Annotated in this window: 17 protein-coding genes; 7 read left to right on the top strand and 10 right to left on the bottom strand. The window is 37.5% G+C overall.

Translation table 11 applies throughout. From position 1 onward, the window contains the following. The first annotated feature begins 51 nt into the window (after positions 1-51). Positions 52-297, top strand: coding sequence for a hypothetical protein (locus tag H4J50_RS07450; RefSeq protein ID WP_182255441.1), 246 nt, complete (start codon positions 52-54; stop codon positions 295-297). Positions 298-341: 44 nt separating this feature from the next. On the opposite strand, the gene barA is transcribed toward H4J50_RS07450, so the two are convergent. After that, positions 342-3116 (bottom strand): two-component sensor histidine kinase BarA, encoded by a 2775-nt coding sequence (gene barA / locus H4J50_RS07445; protein WP_182255439.1) that lies wholly within the window; start codon positions 3114-3116, stop codon positions 342-344. Positions 3117-3258: 142 nt separating this feature from the next. On the opposite strand from barA, the gene rlmD reads away from it, so the two are divergent. Both rlmD and relA read left to right on the top strand, forming a co-directional pair. Further along, the gene (gene rlmD, locus H4J50_RS07440) at positions 3259-4575 is read left to right on the top strand and encodes a 23S rRNA (uracil(1939)-C(5))-methyltransferase RlmD (protein ID WP_182255437.1); all 1317 of its coding nucleotides are present in this window, start codon (positions 3259-3261) and stop codon (positions 4573-4575) included. A gap of 37 nt (positions 4576-4612) precedes the next feature. Then, entirely contained in the window at positions 4613-6814 is a 2202-nt protein-coding gene (gene relA / locus H4J50_RS07435; RefSeq protein WP_182255435.1) for a GTP diphosphokinase, read from the top strand. Positions 6815-6915: 101 nt separating this feature from the next. Here the strand turns inward: relA and H4J50_RS07430 are convergent, their stop codons facing one another. Continuing rightward, on the bottom strand, positions 6916-7356 hold the full coding sequence (locus H4J50_RS07430; RefSeq protein ID WP_182255433.1) for a hypothetical protein: 441 nt from the start codon (positions 7354-7356) through the stop codon (positions 6916-6918). A 209-nt stretch (positions 7357-7565) separates the two neighbouring features. Between H4J50_RS07430 and mazG the strand changes: the two genes are divergently transcribed. Continuing rightward, on the top strand, positions 7566-8366 hold the full coding sequence (gene mazG, locus H4J50_RS07425) for a nucleoside triphosphate pyrophosphohydrolase (protein ID WP_182255431.1): 801 nt from the start codon (positions 7566-7568) through the stop codon (positions 8364-8366). 38 nt (positions 8367-8404) lie between these two features. Further along, entirely contained in the window at positions 8405-9205 is an 801-nt protein-coding gene (locus H4J50_RS07420) for an enoyl-CoA hydratase-related protein (RefSeq protein ID WP_182255429.1), read from the top strand. A 127-nt stretch (positions 9206-9332) separates the two neighbouring features. Here the strand turns inward: H4J50_RS07420 and ltaE are convergent, their stop codons facing one another. Together ltaE and H4J50_RS07410 are read right to left on the bottom strand one after the other, a co-directional pair. Further along, positions 9333-10343 carry a low-specificity L-threonine aldolase gene (gene ltaE / locus H4J50_RS07415; RefSeq protein ID WP_182255427.1) on the bottom strand — a complete coding sequence of 337 codons (1011 nt, stop codon included), beginning with the start codon at positions 10341-10343 and terminating at the stop codon, positions 9333-9335. Between the two features lie 121 nt (positions 10344-10464). Then, positions 10465-11193 carry a YebC/PmpR family DNA-binding transcriptional regulator gene (locus H4J50_RS07410; RefSeq protein WP_108457049.1) on the bottom strand — a complete coding sequence of 243 codons (729 nt, stop codon included), beginning with the start codon at positions 11191-11193 and terminating at the stop codon, positions 10465-10467. A gap of 158 nt (positions 11194-11351) precedes the next feature. Between H4J50_RS07410 and H4J50_RS07405 the strand changes: the two genes are divergently transcribed. After that, complete coding sequence (locus tag H4J50_RS07405; protein ID WP_182255425.1) at positions 11352-11987, top strand: hypothetical protein; 636 nt, start codon at positions 11352-11354, stop codon at positions 11985-11987. On the opposite strand, the gene glsB is transcribed toward H4J50_RS07405, so the two are convergent. Further along, positions 11974-12906, bottom strand: a complete 933-nt coding sequence (glsB, locus tag H4J50_RS07400) for a glutaminase B (RefSeq protein ID WP_182255423.1) — start codon at positions 12904-12906, stop codon at positions 11974-11976. The genes H4J50_RS07405 and glsB overlap by 14 nt on opposite strands. A gap of 427 nt (positions 12907-13333) precedes the next feature. Next, complete coding sequence (locus H4J50_RS07395) at positions 13334-13849, bottom strand: hypothetical protein (RefSeq protein ID WP_182255421.1); 516 nt, start codon at positions 13847-13849, stop codon at positions 13334-13336. Positions 13850-14918: 1069 nt separating this feature from the next. Here H4J50_RS07395 and H4J50_RS19625 point away from each other — a divergent pair. After that, positions 14919-15539 (top strand): PEP-CTERM sorting domain-containing protein, encoded by a 621-nt coding sequence (locus H4J50_RS19625; protein WP_259366196.1) that lies wholly within the window; start codon positions 14919-14921, stop codon positions 15537-15539. A 486-nt stretch (positions 15540-16025) separates the two neighbouring features. On the opposite strand, the gene H4J50_RS07385 is transcribed toward H4J50_RS19625, so the two are convergent. The 4 genes from H4J50_RS07385 to H4J50_RS07370 all read right to left on the bottom strand — a co-directional run bounded on the left by H4J50_RS07385 (position 16026) and on the right by H4J50_RS07370 (position 23095). Continuing rightward, positions 16026-16898, bottom strand: a complete 873-nt coding sequence (locus H4J50_RS07385; RefSeq protein WP_182255472.1) for a LysR family transcriptional regulator — start codon at positions 16896-16898, stop codon at positions 16026-16028. A gap of 697 nt (positions 16899-17595) precedes the next feature. Beyond that, positions 17596-19224 carry an AMP-binding protein gene (locus H4J50_RS07380; RefSeq protein ID WP_182255419.1) on the bottom strand — a complete coding sequence of 543 codons (1629 nt, stop codon included), beginning with the start codon at positions 19222-19224 and terminating at the stop codon, positions 17596-17598. 107 nt (positions 19225-19331) lie between these two features. Beyond that, positions 19332-20747: a coniferyl aldehyde dehydrogenase gene (locus H4J50_RS07375; protein ID WP_182255417.1), complete on the bottom strand. Its 1416-nt coding sequence runs from the start codon at positions 20745-20747 to the stop codon at positions 19332-19334. Next, a complete protein-coding gene (locus H4J50_RS07370) occupies positions 20747-23095 on the bottom strand; it encodes an RND family transporter (protein WP_182255415.1) in 2349 nt (782 codons plus the stop codon). Before H4J50_RS07370 ends, H4J50_RS07375 begins: the two co-directional genes overlap by 1 nt. Positions 23096-23102: the final 7 nt, after the last annotated feature.

Genomic DNA, 23102 nt, shown 5'->3' with positions numbered 1-23102 from the left:
AATTACGCAGATTGAATTTTTTGAGCAGTGGCTGTAGATTCAGGAGTTAAAATGGAGACGCAAAAGTACCCAATTGTAGATAGACGTGAAGAACCACCTGAGCGATCAGTCTGGTGGTCGAAGCTATCTTTAGCACAAAAATTTTCAGCGAGTAGTCTTGGAAAATATGGATATGAGTTGTGCTTCGTTCGCAATAATGAAGGTCACAGCTTAGCGGTGCTAATGTGTAATTCTGGCGTGGCTGTTATTACTGAAGATGGTGATATTAATACCTCTCCCGATATAAAAATTAGATAATTTATTTACTGCTGTTTTTTATGTTTTTATCATTGATATAAGTATTATATTTTTTTAATAAAGTCTGCAGCATCCTCTAAAACCAAATCTATTTGTTCGAAAAATTCAAAAAATTCTGGCTGTAAATCATCTAAGCCAATTCCTCTTTTTAATTCTGTTTCAAGTTCATGTGTTACTTTTCCTAAACTGGGAACTCCAGAATAACAACATGCGCCATTAAGCTTATGTATCAGCACTTTCAACTGTTCAATATCTTGAGATATAAGTGCTTCAGATATATTGAGTTTGCTCTCAGGTAAGCTATTAACCAAACCAACAAACATGTCTTTGGCTAATATTTGTTTTTGTCCTGCTCTTTGTAGGGCGAGTTTCCAGTCGATAATTTTTGGTCTAGCACTGGAGATAGGTTCAAAGCTTGGTATAACCGGCTTTGGACGATTAGCAAGTAGAGTCGAATCACAATACTCATAAATATTATGGTGCAACATGGCTTCATCTATTGGTTTGGTGATAAACGAGTTAAAGCCATTGCTGAGTATTTTATCTTTTTCTTCGCCAAATACATGAGCAGTAACCGCTATTATGGGGGTTTGTTCATTAAGCGTTTGCTGACGAATAATACCTAATGCGGAAATACCATCAAGTACAGGCATTTGTATATCCATGAAGATGATAGCAAATTTTTCATTTTGGCATAAAGCTACCGCTTCAGCGCCATCAATCGCGGTAGTTACATCACTAACTTGTTCAAGTAATAGTTCTTTTATTAGCTTCAAATTGGCTTCATTATCATCTACTGCGAGTACTTTGATCGGTACTTTTTGCTCTGATACTTCAATGAGATTATGACCTTGAATAGTTGCTGAAGGTACCAATGTTTTACTTAAACGTTGTACTGTTATCGGCTTACTAATACAGGTTTTAGCGCCACTTGAAACTAGGGCTTCATATAGGCTTGGTGAATTACTATTTATCGCTAGATGCACTGATGGAATAATATCTTTAAGGGCAAATAATAAACTTTTCGCTTCATTAAGTGCCACAGGAGTAACATCGTGACCTATTAATGCAAAGTCAAATGAAGAGAGGGCTGTTTTATCTTTTAGTATTTCGTCTAATTCGCTTCGCTGGTTAATCGATTTTGTTTGCATGTGCCAGCTTGCTAATATTTCGGTAGTTGCTAAGCGACTTGCTGCATGTGGCTCATAATATAGTATTGACTTACCGATGAGGCTCTCTGGTGCTGATAACTGCATAGTTGGTATTGTGTTTAACTCACACTGGAAGGTGAACCAAAAGGTAGAACCTTCACTCTCCATACTTTCAAAACCAATATTGCCTTGCATTTCTGACACTAAACGTTGTGATATAACCAATCCTAAGCCTGTACCACCATAAATTCGTGTAACACTTTTATCACCTTGACCAAACGCTTCAAAAATCGAGTTTTGTTGAGGGCCAGGAATACCGATACCGGTATCTTGAACTGTCACTCTGATTTTATAAAGATTATTATCAATAACGTTACCTTCTAAATTGATATCAACCGCGCCCTTGTCAGTAAATTTAATGGCATTACTGGCTAAGTTAACCATGACTTGTTTTATTCGCATGGCGTCGCCAATAAGCGAGTCGGGTATTTGTGGGCTGACACGCAACGATAATTCAATGTTCTTTTTATGAGCACTAGGCGCGAGTAAGGTCAGCGTTTCTTCAACAGATTCACGTATTGAAAAAGGAATGTTTTCAATAATCATCTTACCTGCATCAAGCTTAGAGAAATCTAAAATATCATTGATAATTGAGAGCAAACTAGCCGCAGAACGTTCTATCGTTTGCAGATGATCACGCTGTGTATCACTCAGTGGTGTTTTTAATACCTGTCGCGTGAAGCCTATTACACCATTAAGCGGGGTGCGTAATTCATGACTCATATTGGCTAAAAATTCAGATTTAACTTTGTTGGCATCTTGAGCTTTGCGTTTGGCAATATCTAACTCGACGTTTTGAATCTCAAACTGCTCTAAACTTTCACGTAAGTCTATCGTGGCTTGATCAATACTACGTTGCATTTCATCTTGATAATCACCAAGTGATTGAGCCATGGCATTAACACCATTTTTTAAAAAGTTTAGCTCTCCTACAAGTTGACCGCTAATACGGCTTTCGATTTTACCTTCTCTTATACGATCTATGGCTAAAACCATTGATGAAATTGGGCGGGTAACACTGTTAACGAGTTTTAATGCAAACAGTGTGCTAATAATAAAGCCAACGAGTAAAATAAAAAATACCGTAATTAACAACTGTTGCTGTGCATATTTAATGGTACTGGTGTCAATTTGAACTGCGATGTAACCCACAATATTCATGTTGGAAGCTGTGGCAAGGTTTTGAGTGGTGAATTCATCAATAATAGGGGCGCGAAAAATTAAATAATTATCGTAATCGTCATACTGTATTCGTTTGGGTAAACCTTGTCCTGGCTTTACCCGCAAAGTATGCGTATCTCCGTGATATGCACTGGTAACAAAAACTTGGTTGTCGTTTGTAAATATGGCAATGCTTTTGATAATGTCAGATTGGCTACGATGACTAAAGCCGATTAAAGTTCTTAGGTTGTCTCTTTTTTTCTCTCTTAATGCTTCAGCACTGCTGATAGCAAGTGGAGAAATAATACTGGTGGCACGCTGGTAAATAAACTGGTCAAGTTCGCTATAGCGACTATAAGACAAGTAGCCGGCAATAATTAAACTGAGTATGACCGTCGGAAAGACTGTAAGTAAAATTACCCATTCTTTCAGGCTTATTTTATGCATATTTTTGCTGAACTTTAGTGTGAAATCTTTAAGTTAATAACGCTATAATGGCACAATTGAGACTAATACCAAATAGATAATCGTTCACTATGACAGCTAAAAGCTAATTTATGCTGTTCTTTAATGGCAAACTAAGATCGCTATGGCAAATTTTTTTAAAGCAAGCCCCAAAAAAACAAATATTAAATCACACATAACTTTGAAAGTAAGTCATTTAGATCATCAAGGTTGCGGCGTTGCTTTATATGATAAAAAACCTATTTTTATTGAAGGTGCTTTACCTAATGAAACGGTTGAAGTGAAAGTTTTTGAGCAAAAAAGTAAGTTTTCGAAAGCGAAGTTATTAAATGTAATTGCCGCGAGTGCAGATCGCGCTGAAGTTAAATGCCGTCATTACTTTCAATGTGGGGGCTGTAACTTGCAACATATGATTTATCAGCAACAGCTCGCTTATAAACAAGACAAAATAACGCAATTATTTTCACGTCAGACACTGAATGATCATTTACCTTGGCAACCTCCTATTGTTAGCGAACCTTGGCATTATCGACGCAAAGCAAGAATAGGTGTGCAATACAATAAGCGCGGAGAGCCTATTATTGGTTTTCGTCAGCGCGAAAGTAGCCATTTAACCGAAATTAAGTCTTGCCCAGTATTGGTTGAAGCTTTTACTGATATTTTTGTCGAGCTCAAAGCTGTTTTAACCAAAGTGTCAGGTAAGAATGCTGTGGGTCATGTTGAAGTTATTTCCGCCAATGAAAAGGTAGTGGTCGTTCGACAACTAGTTAACATTACCATGGCAGACAAAAAACACTGGGAGAGCTTTGCTCACAAAAATGGCTGGTTAGTATACTTTGATGACGGTAAAAACGTTTTGCCATTACTCGAAAATAAAGCTTTAAACTACGCTTTGACAGATACCATAGATATTGGTTTTACTGTGCATGACTTTATTCAAGTAAACCATCTGGTTAATCAACAAATGGTTGAGCAAGCTCAAGCTTGGTTAGCACTTGATGAAAGCGATGTGGTGCTAGACTTGTTTTGTGGCTTAGGTAACTTTAGTTTACCGATAGCACAACAAGTTAATAGCGTTGTTGGCATTGAGGGAGTTGAATCTATGGTTGAAAAGGCGCAAGAAAATGCCCTGAAAAACAACCTTAGTAATTGTCACTTTTACCAAGCCGATTTAAATAGCGATTGGCAAAACCAGTCATGGGTAAAACAAAAATATACTAAGGTTTTACTCGACCCAGCTCGTGCAGGAGGCTATCAAGCGTTAGTACAATTACTTACTTTTAAAGTCGATAAGATATTGTATGTTAGCTGCGACCCTGCTTCTTTAGCGCGTGATGCAAAATTACTTATTGAACACGGTTATAAAATTGAAAAAATTGCCTTAATGGATATGTTTTCACAAACAAAGCATGTTGAAACTATGGTAATGTTTAGCTTATAACGCAAGTATAAAAATTGAATCAGAGGTAGGGAGTTCCATGGTTTCTGTACGTAAGTCGCATCACATGTCAAAAGCTAGTTTTGAACAATGGCTTGATGCGCTTGAATTAGATAATGACAAGAAAGCAGCATTAGAAAAGTTGTATTTGAAAGTCAACGGTTTATTTGATGATACGACTCCCTGTCAAACTAAATCTTTAGAGATGGTTGAAATACTATCGGCGTTAAACCTTGATACAGACTCACTCTGTGCCGCTTTTATTTGTCCTTTGTATGAATATAACTGTATTAGTCTAGAGTACATCCAAGAAAATTTTTCTAAAAAAATATACTTGCTTTGCAAAGGCGTGAGCCAAATGGAGGCTATTAAAGCCTTACAGCAATCACAGTCAAGCCAAGTTAGCGCTAATCAAATTGATAATGTGCGCCGCATGTTATTGACTATGGTTGAAGATGTTCGTGCTGTTGTTATTAAATTGGCAGAACGCTTATGTCATTTACGTTTAGTGAAAAATAGCGACGAAGAAACCCGTGTGCTAGCAGCGAAAGAAACCAGTAATATCTATGCACCCTTAGCTAATCGTCTGGGTATTGGGCAGTTAAAGTGGGAATTAGAAGATCTCTCGTTTCGCTATTTACACCCTACAGTCTATAAAACAATAGCTAAGCAGCTAGATGAGAAGAGGCTCGACAGAGAACAGTACATGACTGACTTTGTTGATAATATATCTGAGCAGCTTAAATCTTCGGGTATTAAAGGTTGTGTTTATGGACGACCTAAACACATTTATAGTATCTGGAAAAAAATGCAACAAAAGTCGTTGGATTTTGAACAGCTATTTGATGTGAGAGCGGTGCGCATTATTGTTGATGAACTACAGGGTTGCTATGGCGCATTAGGTTTAGTGCATACTAGCTGGAATCACTTATCGAAAGAGTTTGATGACTATGTAGCTACGCCGAAAAGCAATGGTTACCAGTCGATTCATACCGTAGTAATTGGCCCTGAAGGCAAAGCGATAGAAATACAAATTAGAACCCAACAAATGCATGATGATGCCGAGTTAGGTGTTGCTGCACATTGGCGTTACAAAGAAGGTAATGCTAGCGGCAAAACTTCAGGCTTTGACGAAAAAGTGAGTTGGTTAAGAAAAATTTTACAGTGGCAAGAAGATGTCTCAGAAAGTGGCGAGTTACTCGATGAATTACGTAGCCAAGTGTTCGAAGACCGTATATATGTTTTTACTCCCAGTGGTGACGTAGTCGATTTACCGAGTGGCTCAACACCATTAGATTTTGCTTACTATATTCATTCTAATGTTGGTCATAGCTGCATTGGTGCAAAGGTATTTGGTCGCATAGTGCCCTTTACTCACACCTTACGTACCGGTGATAAAGTTGAAATACTTCGTAGTAAGTCTTTAAATCCTAGTCGTGATTGGTTAAACCCGAGCTTAAAGTATCTTCATACTTCTAGAGCCCGCGCTAAAGTTCAACATTTTTTTCGTTTACTCGACCGAGATAAAAACCTCGCTGCGGGTAAAGAAATGCTAGAAACAGCACTAGGTAAATTACACTTGTCATTAGCCAAAGTTGATTTGTCAGTAGCGACAGAGCGCTTTAATTTAACCACTAACGATGACCTTTTTGCCGCGATAGGATCCGGAAATACTCGCCTGTTGCAAGTGGTTCATTGCTTACAACAGCAAGATGAAAAGTCAAAGCCTGAAGTGGAAATTGATCCACAAAGCTTAATTCGTCAACCGCAACAAACAGATACACAAGCCGGCGATAGCAACGGTATTACCGTGTCAGGTGTTGGTAACTTGTTGACCCATATGGCTAAATGTTGCCAGCCAGTACCAGGCGATGAAATTTTAGGCTTTATCACCCAAGGTCGAGGTATCTCAGTGCATCGGGTTGATTGTGATCAACTTGCCAACTCGCTTAACCAACAACCTGAGCGTGAAGTTGAAGTGCAGTGGGGCGGAGGCAGCAATAAAAATTATCAAGTTAGCATTAATATTATTGGCGGTGATCGCCAGGGCTTACTGAGAGATATATCGACGATTATTTCTAATGAAAGAGTCAGTATTATTGGTATTGAAAGTAACACTGATAACGCCAAGCAAAGTATGAGCATGACAATCAAAGTAGAAGTGGCCAATAATGAAGCGTTAATGCGATTATTAGCGAAATTGAATCAGTTAGATGATGTTACTGAAGTTAAACGCTTATAGTCAGTTATTAAACTATCAAACTATGAAATAAATGAACGCCTTAATATCGCCCATCTAACTTTATGTAAAGTAAAGATGGGCATGAACTTACAGTAAATTAATTATTTAATATCAATAGGATGATATCCTATTACGTGATTGCTCCTTTGGATTAAACTATTAAATTCATCTCTAATTTCTTTTGATTTTTCTTTACCTTCTTGTTTGTTAAAAGCTTGCATCCACTTGATCCCATCAGCAGATATTTCCCACTCCATGGATGAATAACCCTCTTCTAACGTCCATGCTGTAATCATATCCCATTCGCCACTTTGCAGCCTGACAATATAAGGTACTGGAGTTCCAGCTGTTTTAGATGCTGGAAAATAATGCTCTTTGATAATTTCCATCGCTCTATCGGCTTTTCCGGATTTGAAATCGGTATAAGTGATAGATAGATATTCAACGTTTGCTAACTTTTTAGGTTTTCGTTCTTCTGCATCAGCTATAAACGGCAATACAGTTAACACAAAAGCTAAACTAACAATGATAGCTTTATTCATCTTTATATTCCTTTTGTAAAGTTTATGTTTCTACTGCATGTTTGAATCACCCTACAAGCTTAGTACAAAAAATGAACAATCACGAATTGCCAATATGTAAACGCTAATGAATGTAATATAGTTGCTTATTATGATGAAGTTGGATGCTACGCTAATTACAAAAAGTAATACGTACATACCTTTAAGGTAAATAATCAGGATATTAAATAATGTTGAACGATAAACCCTCAATAGAAAAACTGCGCTGGATCATGTCTGAATTGCGTAATCCTGAAACGGGTTGTCCTTGGGACTTAAAGCAAACTTTTGCCTCTATTATTCCTCATACGCTTGAAGAAGCATATGAAGTAGCTGACGCCATTGAACAAGAAGAATTTACTGAGTTGGAAAAAGAGCTGGGTGACTTACTGTTTCAAGTGGTGTTTTATAGCCAACTTGGCGCGGAAGAAAAACGTTTTGATTTTGACAGCGTAGTCAGTGCTATTTGTGAAAAGTTAATTCGCCGTCATCCACATGTTTTTGCCAACAGTGACTTTCAATCAGATGTCGAAGTTAAAGCCAATTGGGAAAATGAGAAAACCAAAGAGCGTCAGCAAAAAAACAAAGACACTAATTTAAGTATATTGGCTGATATTCCACGTAATTTACCGGCGTTATCACAAGCGGCAAAAATTCAAAAACGCTGTTCGCATGTCGGTTTTGATTGGGACAATATTGATGATGTTTTTGCTAAAGTAGAAGAAGAAGTTTTAGAGGTTAAAGCTGAATTGCATCGTGATGACAACGCTTTAGCTGAAGAGTTAGGTGACTTAATGTTTGCCGTGGTTAATTTATGTCGTCATGCTAAACAAGATCCAGAAGCGTTATTGCGCCAAGCGAATAATAAATTTACTAAACGCTTTCATGGTGTTGAAGCACAAGTGAATAATGCCGATAAAAGTATAGAGCAACACACGCTAGATGAACTCGAAGCGTTTTGGCAACAAGTCAAAGTGTCTGAAAAATTATAGTACTGCAATCATTTATAAAACTGCATCATGAGGTAAAAATGAATACACATCCTAAGTTGGTCGACTGTAAACTAACGCTCAGTAATAACGTAGTTACTTTGACCTTTAATCGTCACGATGTGCGTAATGCATTAACGGGCACCGCAATAGCAGATGATATTGTTAACACGGTTGAATGGATTAATAAAACCCCTGACATAGCAGTGCTGATCATCACAGGTACTGGCTCTGCTTTTTCTTCGGGCGGCAATATAAAAGATATGGCTGAGCGCGCTGGCGATTTTTCTGGTGATGTACAAGCACTAGAAAGACGTTATCGAGAAGGTATTCAACGTATACCTTTAGCACTACATAAACTGGAAGTTCCGGTGATTGCGGCTGTAAACGGCCCTGCAATTGGCGCAGGCTTCGATATTGCCAATATGTGCGATATTAGAATTGCCTCAACCAAAGCCAAGTTTGGTGAAACTTTTGTTAATTTAGGTATTATCCCAGGTGATGGTGGGGCATGGTTTATGCAACGCTTAATTGGATATCAAAAAGCAGCAGAGCTAACTTTTACTGGACGTGTTATTGATGCACAAGAAGCTAAAGAAATAGGTGTTGTTTTAGAGGTTGTCGAACCGGAAGATCTCATCGAAAAAGTGAACCAACTTGCCAATGAAATGGCCGCTAAGCCTGTCGCTTCATTAAGGTTAACAAAGCGTTTAATGAAATTGGCACAACGCACTGAATTACCTGATTTTCTTGATATTTGCGCTGTATTTCAGGGTATGTGTCATAACAACCCTGAGCATTTAACAGCCGTAAATACCATGATTGAGAAACTGACAAAATAAGGTTATATCGGTGGAATTGTAAAAATTAAAGCTAACACTAAAATCTTGAACAGAAGTTTCACCGACATTTCTTAATATAAACTCTATCACTCAAATTGTAATAAATTAACTTTTTTGAGCTGAAAACCTATGCTAAAGCGCTCATCAAGTGCTCAATAAAATTATCTATATCTACTTTATCAATATCTAGATGTGTCACGAGTCGCATTGGGTTGCCAGTGGTTAGTAATATACCATCCATTTTAAGCTGTGCCACTAGGCCTGTTATATCGACTTCTTGAGCAAAGGTTGCAAAAACCATATTAGTTTCAACGTGCTCTAGATTAACTGAGACATTAGGCAGTTGATTTAAAGCGTTAGCCAAATATTTTGCATTATCATGATCTTGTTGTAATTTTTGTGGGTTTTGTTGTAGTGCTATTTTGGCAGCTGCGGCGATAATACCGGCTTGGCGCATGCCTCCACCAAGTACTTTCCGCCAGCGTTTAGCACTTTTTATTAACGCCTCAGAACCTAATAATATTGACCCTATTGGTGCACCAAGGCCTTTTGACAAGCATATCGACATTGAATCTACATGTTGGCAAATTTCAGTAATATCAACATTTAATGCCGTGGCAGCATTATAAACGCGGGCACCGTCTAAATGTAATGCTAAGTTATTTTGTTGCGTAAATGTGCGTGCTTTGGCCATATATTCTAAAGGTAGCACTTTGCCATTAATGGTATTTTCAATGCTCAGTAATGTGGTGCGAGCAAAATGAGAATCATCAGGTTTTATTGCTACCGCCAGTTTTTTAAAACATAGCGTACCGTCTTTTTCATTAGCGATTGGCTGTGGCTGAATTGAGCCTAAAACCGCCGCACCACCACCTTCAAACATATAGTTATGTGCCTGTTGGCCACAAAGATATTCATCACCACGTTGACAATGTGCCATCAAGGCTAATAAATTTGCTTGTGTGCCTGAACTGCAAAACATGGCACTGGCAAAGCCGTGGCGCTTAGCCGCCCAAGATTCAAGTTCATTAACGGTAGGATCATCTCCGTAAACATCGTCACCTACTTCTGCGTTTGCCATCGCATTACGCATTGTTTTGCTGGGTCTTGTTACCGTGTCAGAACGAAAATCAATCATAACTAGCCTTTTTAATTAATGTGAAATAAACAGAACTTTAATAGCGTGCTGTAATACCATTTATTTTGAATATAAAAAAGGCATCATGTTGATGCCTTTATTTTAGTTATTTATCTTGTGCTTATTCTTCTGGAAGCTCAGCATTGTGATAAATATTTTGTACATCGTCACAATCTTCAAGCATATTGATGAATTTTTCGAAATTAGCTAAGTCATCTTCACCAGAAATTTCAGTATAAGTTTGAGGTACCCAGGTAATTTCTTCTACTTCAAGTTCAACATCAGCCATGTTTTCTGCAAACTCAGTTTTCAGTTTAAAAAACTCAGTATGCGGTGCATAAACAGTAATAATGCCGTCTTCAAGCTCGACATCTGTAACGTCGATATCTGCCATCATTAAGTTTTCTAAAATAACTTCGTCATCTTCACCTTTAAAAGCGAAAACAGCTTGATGGTCAAACATGTGAGAAACTGTGCCTGATGAACCAATTTTCGAATAAGTTTTGGTAAAACATTGACGAACATCTTTAATAGTTCGGTTACCGTTATCGGTTAAACAATCAATAATTACCATACAATTGCCCGGGCCAAAGCCCTCGTAGCGTGATTCAACATAATCTTCGCCGCCAACACCTGTAGCTTTTTCTAATGCTTTTTCAATAACATGAGTAGGAACTTGATCTTTTTTCGCTTTTTCAATAGTGCGACGTAAAGAAAGGTTACCATCGGGGTCTACACCACCATTTTTCGCTAATACGTAGATTTCTTTGCCGTATTTTGAATAAACTTTAGTTTTTTGGCCCGCAGTTTTAGCCATTGATAATTTACGGTTTTGGTATGCTCTGCCCATCTGAATTCGTCTCGTAGCTGATGATTAAAATTTCTATGCGTTAGATTCTAACGGGTAGCGTCTGCTATTTCTAGTGCTGAGCCCATTTGAGCTTTCAAATTGCAAAATAACATGTAAATATTTAGCTAAATTAATGCCGGAGCTTATTGGAGAGAGTGTTGAATATAATTTTTGTCGCCGATATTTTTGGCGTTACCGATGAGTTTAACCATTTATGTCGACAGGTTAGCGCGAATATTGAAAAGCTATTAAACGAAAATCACTCACTCGATGTTAAATATCACCTAATTGGGCCTTATAAACATGGCATGAGCAAATTTCTTTGTGAACAAGCGGCATATCAGTATTTTATTCAACATGTTACCTTAGCTGGTTATGTAAAAGCGCTTGAACAGCAAGTTTCAGCTATTTCTGGTTCTAAAATATTGGTGGGGTTTAGTGCTGGGGGGAGCGCCGTTTGGCAATTATGCTCTCAAAGTAAAATTGATCATTGCTCAGCCGCTTTTTGTTTTTATAGTAGCCAAATTCGGCATATGACCCAATTAACACCGAAAATACCCATGACGTTAATTTTGCCTAGCAAAGAGTCGCATTTTTCAGTTGAGGAAATGGCTTTACTGTTGCAAGAAAAACCAACGGTTACTCTAGATAAAAGCGAATACTTGCATGGTTTTATGAATAAGTTATCGGGTAACTATCATCCAACGGCTTATCAGTACTATACACAAAATCTTGCTGAGTTAGTGTTTGAATTATTGCCAAAAAATACAACCATGCAAATCAATGGTAAATAGACAAGCCCAACTCTTCAGCCAAACTCGCTACTAAGTTTGTGCCGATAACAGAGTTACCAAAAGAGTTTAAAGGGGGGCTCCAGGTACAAATAACGCCATAATTAGGCACAATGGCAATAACGCCACCACCGACGCCACTTTTAGCTGGCAAACCAATAGAGAAAGCAAATTGACCCGATTGATCGTACATGCCGCTAGTTGATAATATAGCATTAACACGATGTGCATCTCTTGGAGTGCAAATGACTGTATTAGTCAGTGGATCAACGCCTTTATTTGCTAGAAAAAGTAAACTAGTTGCTAGCTGTTCACAACTCATTGCCACCGAACATTGGGTAAAGTAATGACTTAATAGTTCAGGTATTTCAGCTTGAATATTACCAAAGCTTTTCATCAAATAAGCTAATGCTGCGTTTCTATTGCCATGTGCTAATTCAGATTGGTAAACATGATTGTCAATAAATACAGTATCGTCATGTGCTAGTTTTCGCATAAAACTTAAAAAAGCTAATTTACTTGCAGAAAAATGGCTTGTTAGTACATCAGCAACTAATAATGCGCCGGCGTTTATTACCGGGTTTCTTGGAATACCTTTTTCCCATTCTAATTGAATAATAGAATTAAAAGGCTGTCCTGATGGCTCCATATTTACGCGTTGCCATAAGTCATCGCCAATACGGTTCATTGCCATCACCAAACCAAATACCTTGGAAATACTTTGTATCGAAAAGGGTTCTTGGTAGTCACCTGCTCCCGCCGTTTTTCCATCAATAGTGGTGACACAAACCCCCATTTTTTTTGCACTTACCTCTGCCAAGGCCGGAATGTAGTCAGCGACTTTTCCCTGAGAATAAAAGCCTTGTTGGCCTGCGATTAAGGTTTGTAATTTTACCTGTAAATTAGAAATGTCTTTTATCATATAGCGGACTTGTTGAGCCTTGAGAAACTTGAAAATAAACCTGAAGGGTGTTCATTATGCACAAAAAAACGTTGAATACCCAATGCTTTGTCAGCTTTGATTTTTTAGGCGGAGGTATGAATTACTCTTTATATTTTTTACTTGTCTTGTCAATGTGAATATTTAGCTGTTTTTTTATCGATATCAACGTCAGCTAAGCTATCAATTGTGGCTTTTACTTAGCTGCATTGTTAATGAAAGGGTGACATTATTCATTAAACTGCTGATACGTAGAGAAGCTATCATAATGAATAATGTCTTTATATTATTCAACGTCCCACTGACTAATTGAGATATGTTTTATGTCAATTAAAAAGTTTATGGTTTCGTTGAGTGTGTTTGTTAAATTAACAATCATGTAAAACTCCTATTATGTGAAGTGTGAGTATTAATCAGATAACTCTGTTGTAGACTCAACTTGCTCAAGTGGTAAAAGTCGCTTTATTTTTCGTAAGTTACTTACTGTAATTTCGTTGTTATCAATTTTAACGGCAAGTTCAAAGTCAGTTAATGCCGCTTCTAATTGATTTTTTCTATATCGAGCTACACCACGGTTACTATAGTTTAATGCAGTTAAGTAACGAACTTTATTACTTTGGCGTTTTACCGACTCCAAGCTAGAAATAGCTTCAGTGCAGGCTGACTCTGACTTATTGCTATGCGCAAAATCTGATTGCAAGTAAGCTACACATAAATTCATTTTATTAGCATAAAAGTCTTGGTTTTTTTCACTAGCGGTTAACTTCTTTATTCCAGATTCTACTTTACCTTCAGTTAAGTCAGTAGTGCCGGTAGCACCTTTAACAACCGCAACTTGAAATATCGAGTCGCTGGCTAAAGTTGCATGGCTAGTACTTAATAATAAAGTGGCTAATAGTGTGTTTGTTAAAATAGTCTTTTTCATAATGCTTTCTCTATATTAGTTGCGTATCAAGTTGATACAGCATAAATATAAAGATCTGTTCCCTTACTGACAAACGATTAGAATACACCCATCAAGTGAATAAAATTCACTTGTACTTCAATAGTTTAAAGGTGCAAGTTTAACCCGTTATTTCGATGGAAAAAGCAGCTATTAATTTAGACAATGAAGGGTTAGTTCACAGGTTATGGGTGAGCGAATAAGGTTTTATAAAAACCTAATATAAACCTTCACAAATGATGAGAGGTATTAATTATTTTCGATGTTGTAGCTGGATTTGGGGAAAAAATTATAGTTATAAGATTGAAAAGCCGTGAAAAAATTACAAATAACGTCACAAATTGAAAGAAAATAATGTCAGCTTCGAGCCTAGTACTGTCGTTGGAATTACTAGATTTAAAGATCACTTTGTGCGCAGAGGCGACATTAACTATTTCAAATATCAGGATTATTTACAGTCAGCTTAATGTTGTATAGCTGACCTTAATGGTAATGAATAATTGAGGGAGATTTGGCTAATTAAGCCCTAGTGGTCATTGCCATAAATAAACAAACGTTCTTAATCTACTAAATTCTTTGGTCAGCCGAGACTGACGAAGCCTATCTTTGCAGCGCGATATGACTCATGGCTTGCATTAGCTGAGGTAACAACTTCTTGATGTTGCTCTTAAATCATTTTAGATGGAATGTCTAAAGTCGTTGTTTGGCTTGCGGCTGAATTGCTGGTGCTGGGGTCGAATTGTTCTACGGTCATATGCGTCTCTGAGAATCAATGGTGTTACAGGTGTTTTTTAGTGTACGGATTATACAAGATTGTTTGAGAGCGAGGTAGTAATTGCTACTTGTTAAAATAATATAAACAACCCGATAGCTTATGATTCTAAAATTGTCAGATAATTTTACATATTTGAATTACATAAACCCTAAAAAACAGCTATCACACTGAAAAAAAAAGGTTTTTATGATTTGGTATAATTTGTGCTATATACAGTTAGAAACAACAAAAACAATACCATTCTATTTCAAGGAATGTATTACAAGGGAAATAAATATGAATATAAAAATGTTAAAAGCAGCAGTTGCTGGTTTGGTTTTAAGTGTTAGTGGTTTTGCTAATGCGGGCTTGATTTATGATAATGGTGTCGGTGTAAACAATGCTGATACTGGTTATTATACAAGTAATGTTCGATCATTTCAGATTTATGATGACTTCACTCTAGCCTCTGACAGTACAATAACAGATGTATTCTTCCAGATGGGACTAACTTCTGGAAATTTTGACGGAAGTTTTAGCTTCACTATTTTTAACTTTTTAGCAGGATCTGGTGTTGGAGCACAATTATACACTCAGACATTGAACAGTGGCGATTATTCAGCGTCATTAAATAGTATTTCATCGCACCCTTCCGGGCCTTTCTATGATATTAACTTTGACATTCCATCGCTTGATTTATCTGCTGGTAATTATGAGTTGAGTTTTTATGGTCTTGGTATGGACTTTAGAATACCAAATGTCTCATCTGGAAATGGATTTTACCAAAACTCTAGTTTTATTTCTGGTGATACTCCATTCGCATTATTTGACAATTCAGTACAAGTCCCAGAGCCTTCAACCCTTGCCATCTTCGCATTAGGTATTATGGGTTTAGCATCAAGAAGATTTAAGAAATAGTATTTAGTTATTTTGAATACCATAAAGCACCATTCATTGGTGCTTTTTTATTGCCTGTAATTCACAATCCAACAATCTAATCGGTTGCTCAAACCACTCACTCAACAGTAACTTGTGCCTATCAACATAAGAGATAAGCAGCCATGCTGTTAAAAAGTTAAAAAATTACAAAAGGCAAAAATCCACACGATTGACTGTTCAACTATGTCCGCTGTAGATCAAAAGATACCGAATTTTTCAGTAAAAACTAGCAAAAGCTAACGTCTTCAAAGTGGCAGTTGTTGTCTTTAAATACATTTACCCTAATGACTGCTTTGCCGGAGGATCAGCCACCTTACTTTAAAGTATCTATGACCGTTATTGTGGCAAAAAATATTATTAAATAGTAGACGCGTCATGAATAGTAACCAAGATGTTAAATTCCTTGCTCCCTGACACGCCTATCATTATTTGTGGCGTTCAACACTTGAGTGTTTGGTGTAAATGTTAAATTGAAAAATTTTCCTTTACCCATTTGGCAAATAAAGTTAGCTCTGTATGGTTGTCCATATTTTCATGCTGAATAAGGTAATATTTATCATTGGTATTTAATTCTTCGTCAAATAATTTTACTAATAGTTCCTCGCTGAACCAGGCTTTACTCATTGGCAAAGGCACCAGTGCTATGCCCATTCCTTGTTGTGCAGCTCTTGCGACACCAAACATACTATCAAACTGAATGATCTGCTTAGGATCGAAATCATCAATGTTATTTTTATCAGCCCATTGATGCCAAGACCAAGGGCGAGATCTATGTAAAATTAATGGTGTGGTTTTTAAGGCGGCAAAGCCGGTGTTCTTTAATTTCTTATACAATCTTTTATTACATGCAGGAGCATACCGAATAGGAAATAGCTCTTGTACTACTTTTGCGTTGGGTTTGCCATTAGCAAGTACGATTGATAAATCTGCAGACTGTGATGGTTCACTTCCTGACTTGACCGTTTCAAGTTGTAAATTAATGGTGGGGTTGCTTTCAGACCATTGTGAAAGGCGAGGAATAAATAACTCACTCGCAAAAAATTCAGGCAAACTAATGACAATAGTTTGATTTTGTTGCTTTTGGGTGAATTCGGTTATAGTCGATTCTAATTGAGTAATGATCGGCTGAATCGATTGATAAAATTGTTTTCCTGCACTGGTAAGCTCGATAGTTCGGGTACCTCGATTGAACAAAACGATACCCAATTGTGTTTCAAGCTGCTTTATTTGATGGCTAACGGCTGAAGGTGTTAAAAATAATTGTGATGCTGCATGTTTAAAGCTTAAACATTTTGAGGCTACGCAAAATGAGCGAAGACCCCGTATAGGAGTTTGGATAGACATAGTTTACATTTTTTAATTAAGACAACGCTTAAATGCAAAACTCAAGCCGACTTTTAAGTTGTTGTATATAAAAAGTTTATTTTTATTGTGAATCTAAATGAGGCTTTTGCGTGCACCATAATAGTGTACCTGCACCAAAATATTGTCGTTAATCAAAGGATAAAAAAAAGGACATCATAAGATGTCCTTAAAATGAAACAAATTAACTATGTAAAGTACGTTTTGTAGAATCGGGGGAGACTCAAAAACAAGTTCATCTTAGAGGCATTTTTTACTGTCGACAAACGAGATAATTTCATCTTACAGGTGAATTATATTAATCTAGCTAAAACAAATAATTACGGTCTATTTTTACCATGTTTTTTTGACTAAATTACTCAGGAAAGTTGAATGGGTTAGATATTTATATTTATATGTATATGGGAGGTATTCGATGAAATTTACTCGAAGCAGTTAACACCTAAAGTTAACGTCAAAAAAAGCATAAAAAAAAGGACATCAAAAGATGTCCTTGAAATGAAACAAATTAACTATGTAAAAACGTTGTGTCGAATCGGGGAAGATCCAAAAACAAGTTCATCTTAGAGTTATTTATTTCCAGCGGCAAACGAGATAAATTCATTTAACAGGTGAAAAAAATTCATCCCGTAAAAAACAAGTACTACAGGTAAGTTTTTAATATAAATACACTTTATCTTAATTCTCTTCGTAATAATTTTCCGACAGTAGACTTGGGTATTTCATCAATAAATATTACATGTTTTGGTATTTTATAAGCGGTAAGCCCAGTACGACAATAATCGATAATATCTTGCTCAGTAATACTTTGTTCAGCCTTCACCACAAAAAGCTTAACAGCTTCGCCTGTTCTATCGTCAGGTACACCTATACAAGCCGACTCCAATACCCCAGGCATTTTGGCAACTTCTGCTTCAATTTCATTAGGATAAACATTAAAACCAGAAACATTAATCATGTCTTTTTTACGATCTACAATATGGAAGAAACCGCCATCGTCTAGTAAAGCCACATCGCCAGTTTTAAAATAGCCATCAGATGTCATACATTCATCAGTTGCTGAAGCATTATTCCAGTAACCTTGCATTACTTGTGGACCTTTTGCACACAATTCACCAGACTCGCCATCGGCGACTATATTGCCGTAGTCATCTCGGATTGAAATATCAGTACCGGGAAGAGGAACACCAATACCTGAAATATATTCGCTTTGATCACTATTACCAAAGTTTAAGGTTAAGACCGGTGATGTTTCAGATAAACCATAGCCTTCGTATAATCTAGCACCAGTAACTTTTTGCCATTTATCTGCTACAGCTTGTTGCACTGCTGCACCACCACCTACGCATACTTTCAGCGCTGAAAAGTCAACTTGATCAAATCCTGGGGTATGTAATAAACCGTTAAATAAGGTATTTACCCCTGTGAATGTTGTTGCGCGCGTGTTTTTCCAAACTTCAACAAAGCTTTCCATATCGCGAGGGTTAGTCACTAAAACATTCTTAGCGCCAAAACAGAAGTATGCTAGCGTGTTCGCCATCAATGCGAAGATGTGATACATCGGAATTGCTGTGATAACAATGTCATTACCATAGTCGATATGATTTTTAGTAAACTCTTGGTATTGCAAAATATTGGCAATTAAGTTGCCATGGCTCAGCATTGCGCCTTTTGATAAACCTGTTGTGCCGCCTGTGTATTGTAGGAACAATAGGTCATTATGGTTTAGGACTGGCTCTGTTAATTCAAGTTGTTCACCTTGTGTTAAAGCGTCAGTGAACTTCGTGATATTTGTTAAGCGTGGGTCGATAGGTGGACAAGGCAAGCCTTTACCCACTAAGTCGTCTAAATCTACGGTTATAATGTTTTTAATAGGGGTTTTATCAAGCACGTCAGCTAGCATTTTACCTGATTGAGAAAATATAATAATAGTCTCAACTTGAGCATCGTTAAGTTGGTGGGTTAATTCTCTAGCGGTGTACAAAGGGTTAACATTAACTTGTACCGCACCGACGCGTAATATGCCCCACATAGCAATTGGAAAACATAAGGTATTTGGGCACATTAGGGCGACACGCTCACCTTTAGCAATACCCAGTTTTTGTTGTAAATAAGCAGCAAAATCACGTGATAGTTCGTCGACTTGCTTGTAGGTAAGCTCAGCACCAAAGTTACTAAAGGCAACGTTCTGATTATACTTAGTGGTTGTTTTATGAAATAAATCTATTAAAGAACTGTAGCGAGTTAAATCGACTTCGTGCGCTACGTTTTCTGGATAATTTTTCATCCAAGGTTTAGTCATGTCATTTCCTTTAGCAACTATCTGCGTATTAGATTGAAAGTAAGTTGAACAAGCAAAGTAAGTTAAAACTTAAAGCTGAGTAAATAATTTATTATTCACTAAGTCAATTAACGAATGAAAAATTTAAATAAAATCTGATGAATTTTATTACCAAAAGGTGGGAATAGTAATGAGCCGAAGCTAATTCTTCCGCGTGATAAAACGGCCTTTCCATGTGAAAAAGTTTTAAAACCTTCATCGCCGTGATATTGCCCCATGCCTGAAGCGCCAATGCCACCAAAAGGTAAGTCGTCAACGGCCACATGAAACGCAGCGTCGTTGATACAAACACCACCTGCATGTGTATTCAATAAAACCTGTTGTTGAAATGACTTGTTAAAACTACAAATATATAACGCAAGTGGGCGTGGTTTACTATTTATATAAGCAATAGCATCGCTAATATTTTTATAACCAATAATAGGTAATAGCGGACCAAAAATTTCCTGCTGCATAACGGTCATATCATCATTAACATCAGTAATAAGCGTTAAAGGCATTTTTCTACAAGTACTATCATCACTGCCTTTTGATAAAGGTGTTATGGTTGCCCCTTGCGCTTTAGCATCGGCTAATAAGCCATCTAAACGTGACTTTTGACCGTCATTGATTATGCAGCTGTAATCGTCATTTTTATCAATGCTAGGGTACATGCTTTGATAAGCCGTTTGAAAAGCTTGAGTTAGTTCAGCTACTTTATTTTCAGGGCAAAAAATATAGTCAGGTGCAACACAGGTTTGTCCGGCGTTAAGGGTTTTACCTAAAATCAGTCGGCTAACAGCTGTTTTTATATCAATATCGTTATCAATAATAGTAGGAGATTTACCTCCTAATTCTAAGGTAACAGGGACTAAATTCTCAGCAGCGGCTTTCATCACTAATTTTCCTACCGATGTAGATCCCGTGAAAAATAGGTGATCAAAAGTGATACTTGAAAAAGCTGCCGCCATATCAGACTCGCCACAAACAATCGCTACTTTGTTGCGGGGGAAAATATCAGCAATTAATTGGGCTAACAAGGTGTTGGTTTTAGGCGTATATTCACTCATCTTGATCATCGCCGTATTGCCGGCGGCTAGTGCTGTTGTTAATGGCCCTAAAGTAAGAAACAAAGGGTAGTTCCATGGAGCAATAATACCGATAACGCCTTTCGGTTGATAAACCACTTGCCCTGTAGCGGGTTGAAATAAAATCCCAATATGCTTCTTTTCAGGTTTCATCCATTTTTTTAATTTTTTTATCGCGTAGTTAATACCCATAACCGTAGTGAGAATATCGCCTATTCTTGAATCCGCTGCACTGCGATGGCCGAAATCTTGGCTCATAGCATTAATAAAGACTTCTTGGTTATCGATTAACATTGCCTTTAATTTTACTAAGTCGTTTATACGCTCTTGATAACTTGGATAAGTATTACTGGCAAAGTATTCTCTTTGTTGTAAAAAAGTATCTGTTAGTGCCGTTTTTGTTATTATTTCTGTCATTACTTCTTATCCTTTTTAGAACCTATCTTGAGTAGCCATGCAATTGCTGGAATGAGAGTTAGCGCACCTAACATGTTAAAAATAAACATGAAAGTGAGTAATACACCCATGTCAGCTTGAAATTTTATTGGTGAAAATACCCAGGTAGCTACACCAATAGCTAAGGTTATGCCGGTAAAAGCAACGGCTTTACCTGTTTGATTTAACGCGTAACGATAGGTCATGTATAACGACTTACCTTGGCTTAGCGCTTCTTTAACCTTACTGAAAATATATATGCCGTAATCAACACCAATACCAACACCTAAAGCGATTACGGGTAAGGTGGCAACTTTTACGCCGATACCTAAAATGCCCATTAAACCTTGGCTCATAATGCTAGTTAAGAGCAGTGGGGTGATAATACAAATCACAATGCGACCACTTCTAAAAGTGATCAAACAAATAATAATAACGATTGAATATACCCAAACTAGCATTTCAGTTTGTGCATCTTCAATCACCATATTAGTGGCGGACTCTATCCCTGCGTTACCTGCAGCCATGAGAAATTCGATATTATCAACTGGGTTTTCAGCTTTGAACTCTTCGACAGCCTTGACAACATTGTCGAGAGTTTGTGCTTTATGATCATTAAGAAACACCAGTACCGGCACCATTGAACAATCTTTGTTCATCAAGCCTTGCGGTGTTTTTGATAATGAAGCGTTGGTCATTAATTGGTTACGATTTAAGCCATACCATTTTAGTGAACCTTCATTCATACCAAATAGACCAAATTTAGATACATCAGCAACAGATTTTACCGCTTGAACACCGGGTACGTTTCGTAAGTGCCATTGGAATTGATCAACCCACACTAGATTCTGATACTGAGCACATTGCTCAACTTCAGTTTTCACCATGATGACAAATAGGTCGGTACTGGTGCTGTAATTATCAACAATATAGGCATTGTCTAAGTTATAGCGTGAATCAGGTCTTAGTTCCGGTGCACCTGCGTCTAAATCACCTATTTGCATGGCTTGAGAGAAGTAAAGTCCCAAGCCAAAAAGGATTATGCCAATCGCTATCGCAATTTTTGCTAGTGGAGGCTTGGCAAAGTTTTTAAACAAACGTTCAACAATCCCTGTTTTATGCGCAGACTTTTCTGCGTATTTTAAACCGGCAGGTGAAACACCGATGTAACTCATGAGGATAGGCAGTGCGATTAAGTTGGTAACAATAATAATAGCAACACCAATACTCGCCGCGATGGCCAATTCTCGTATTACTTCGATATCAATTACCATTAAAGTGGTAAAACCAATAGCGTCGCTTACTAAAGCGGTAATACCGGCAATGTAGAGTGAACGAAAAGCAAGTTTGGCTGAATCAATTTTATTAGCGCCGGTAACGCTATGGTGAATAATTGAGTTGATAATTTGTACGCCATGGCTAACACCAATGGCGAAGACTAAAAAGGGCACCAGCATTGAATATGGATTAATACCAAAACCAAGTAAATTTAGGATACCGAGTTGGCAACATACGGCAAAAATTGAGAAAACTAACACCGAAACTGTGCTGCGTATACAGCGTGAATAAAACCACAACAATACAAAGGTAATAACTACGGCTAAAACAAAGAAAGCGACAACCTGTAAAGCGCCATCGATTAGATCGCCCACCACTTTTGCAAAGCCAACAATACGAATAGTGACCGTATCACTACTGTATTTGTCGCGTATTTTTTCTTCTAAAATTGAAGATAGCTCTCGATAATCAAGTGGCAAGCCGGTTTCAGGATTAATATCTTGTAAGGGCGCTAAAATAATCGCTGACTGGAAGTTATTAGCCACCAGAACACCAATTTGGCCTGACTTAAAGATATTCGCTTTAACCCGTTCAATCATTTGGGCAGAGCCATCGTAACCATCTGGAATAACAGCGCCGCCGACAAAGCCTTCTTCGGTGACTTCTTGCCAACGCACATTAGGGGTCCATAATGATTTGAGGCCGTCACGACTTACGCCGGGGATATAGAAAACTTCGTCAGTGACTTGCTTTAAGGTTTGTTGAAAGTCAGCATTAAAAATATCACCTTGCTTAGTTTCAACCACAATACGAACAACATTTCCTAAATCCGCCAGTTCTTTTCGGTAGGTTAAAAAATTATTAACGAACGGATGGTCGCCAGGGATCATTTTCGTAAAGCTAGCTTCAGGCTTAACTTTAACGGCTTGTATGGTTAACAAAGCGATACAAACCACAACGATTGCCATCACTAATGCACGATGACCAAAAACAAAGTTTTCTATTAGCTGCTCTAGTTTGGTCGGTGAATGCACGGTTTTATTCTCTGACATAAGCTTG

This window comes from Colwellia sp. 6M3, assembly GCF_014077595.1.
Lineage (GTDB): Bacteria > Pseudomonadota > Gammaproteobacteria > Enterobacterales > Alteromonadaceae > Cognaticolwellia.
This window is presented reverse-complemented; position numbering and strand designations above follow the sequence as displayed.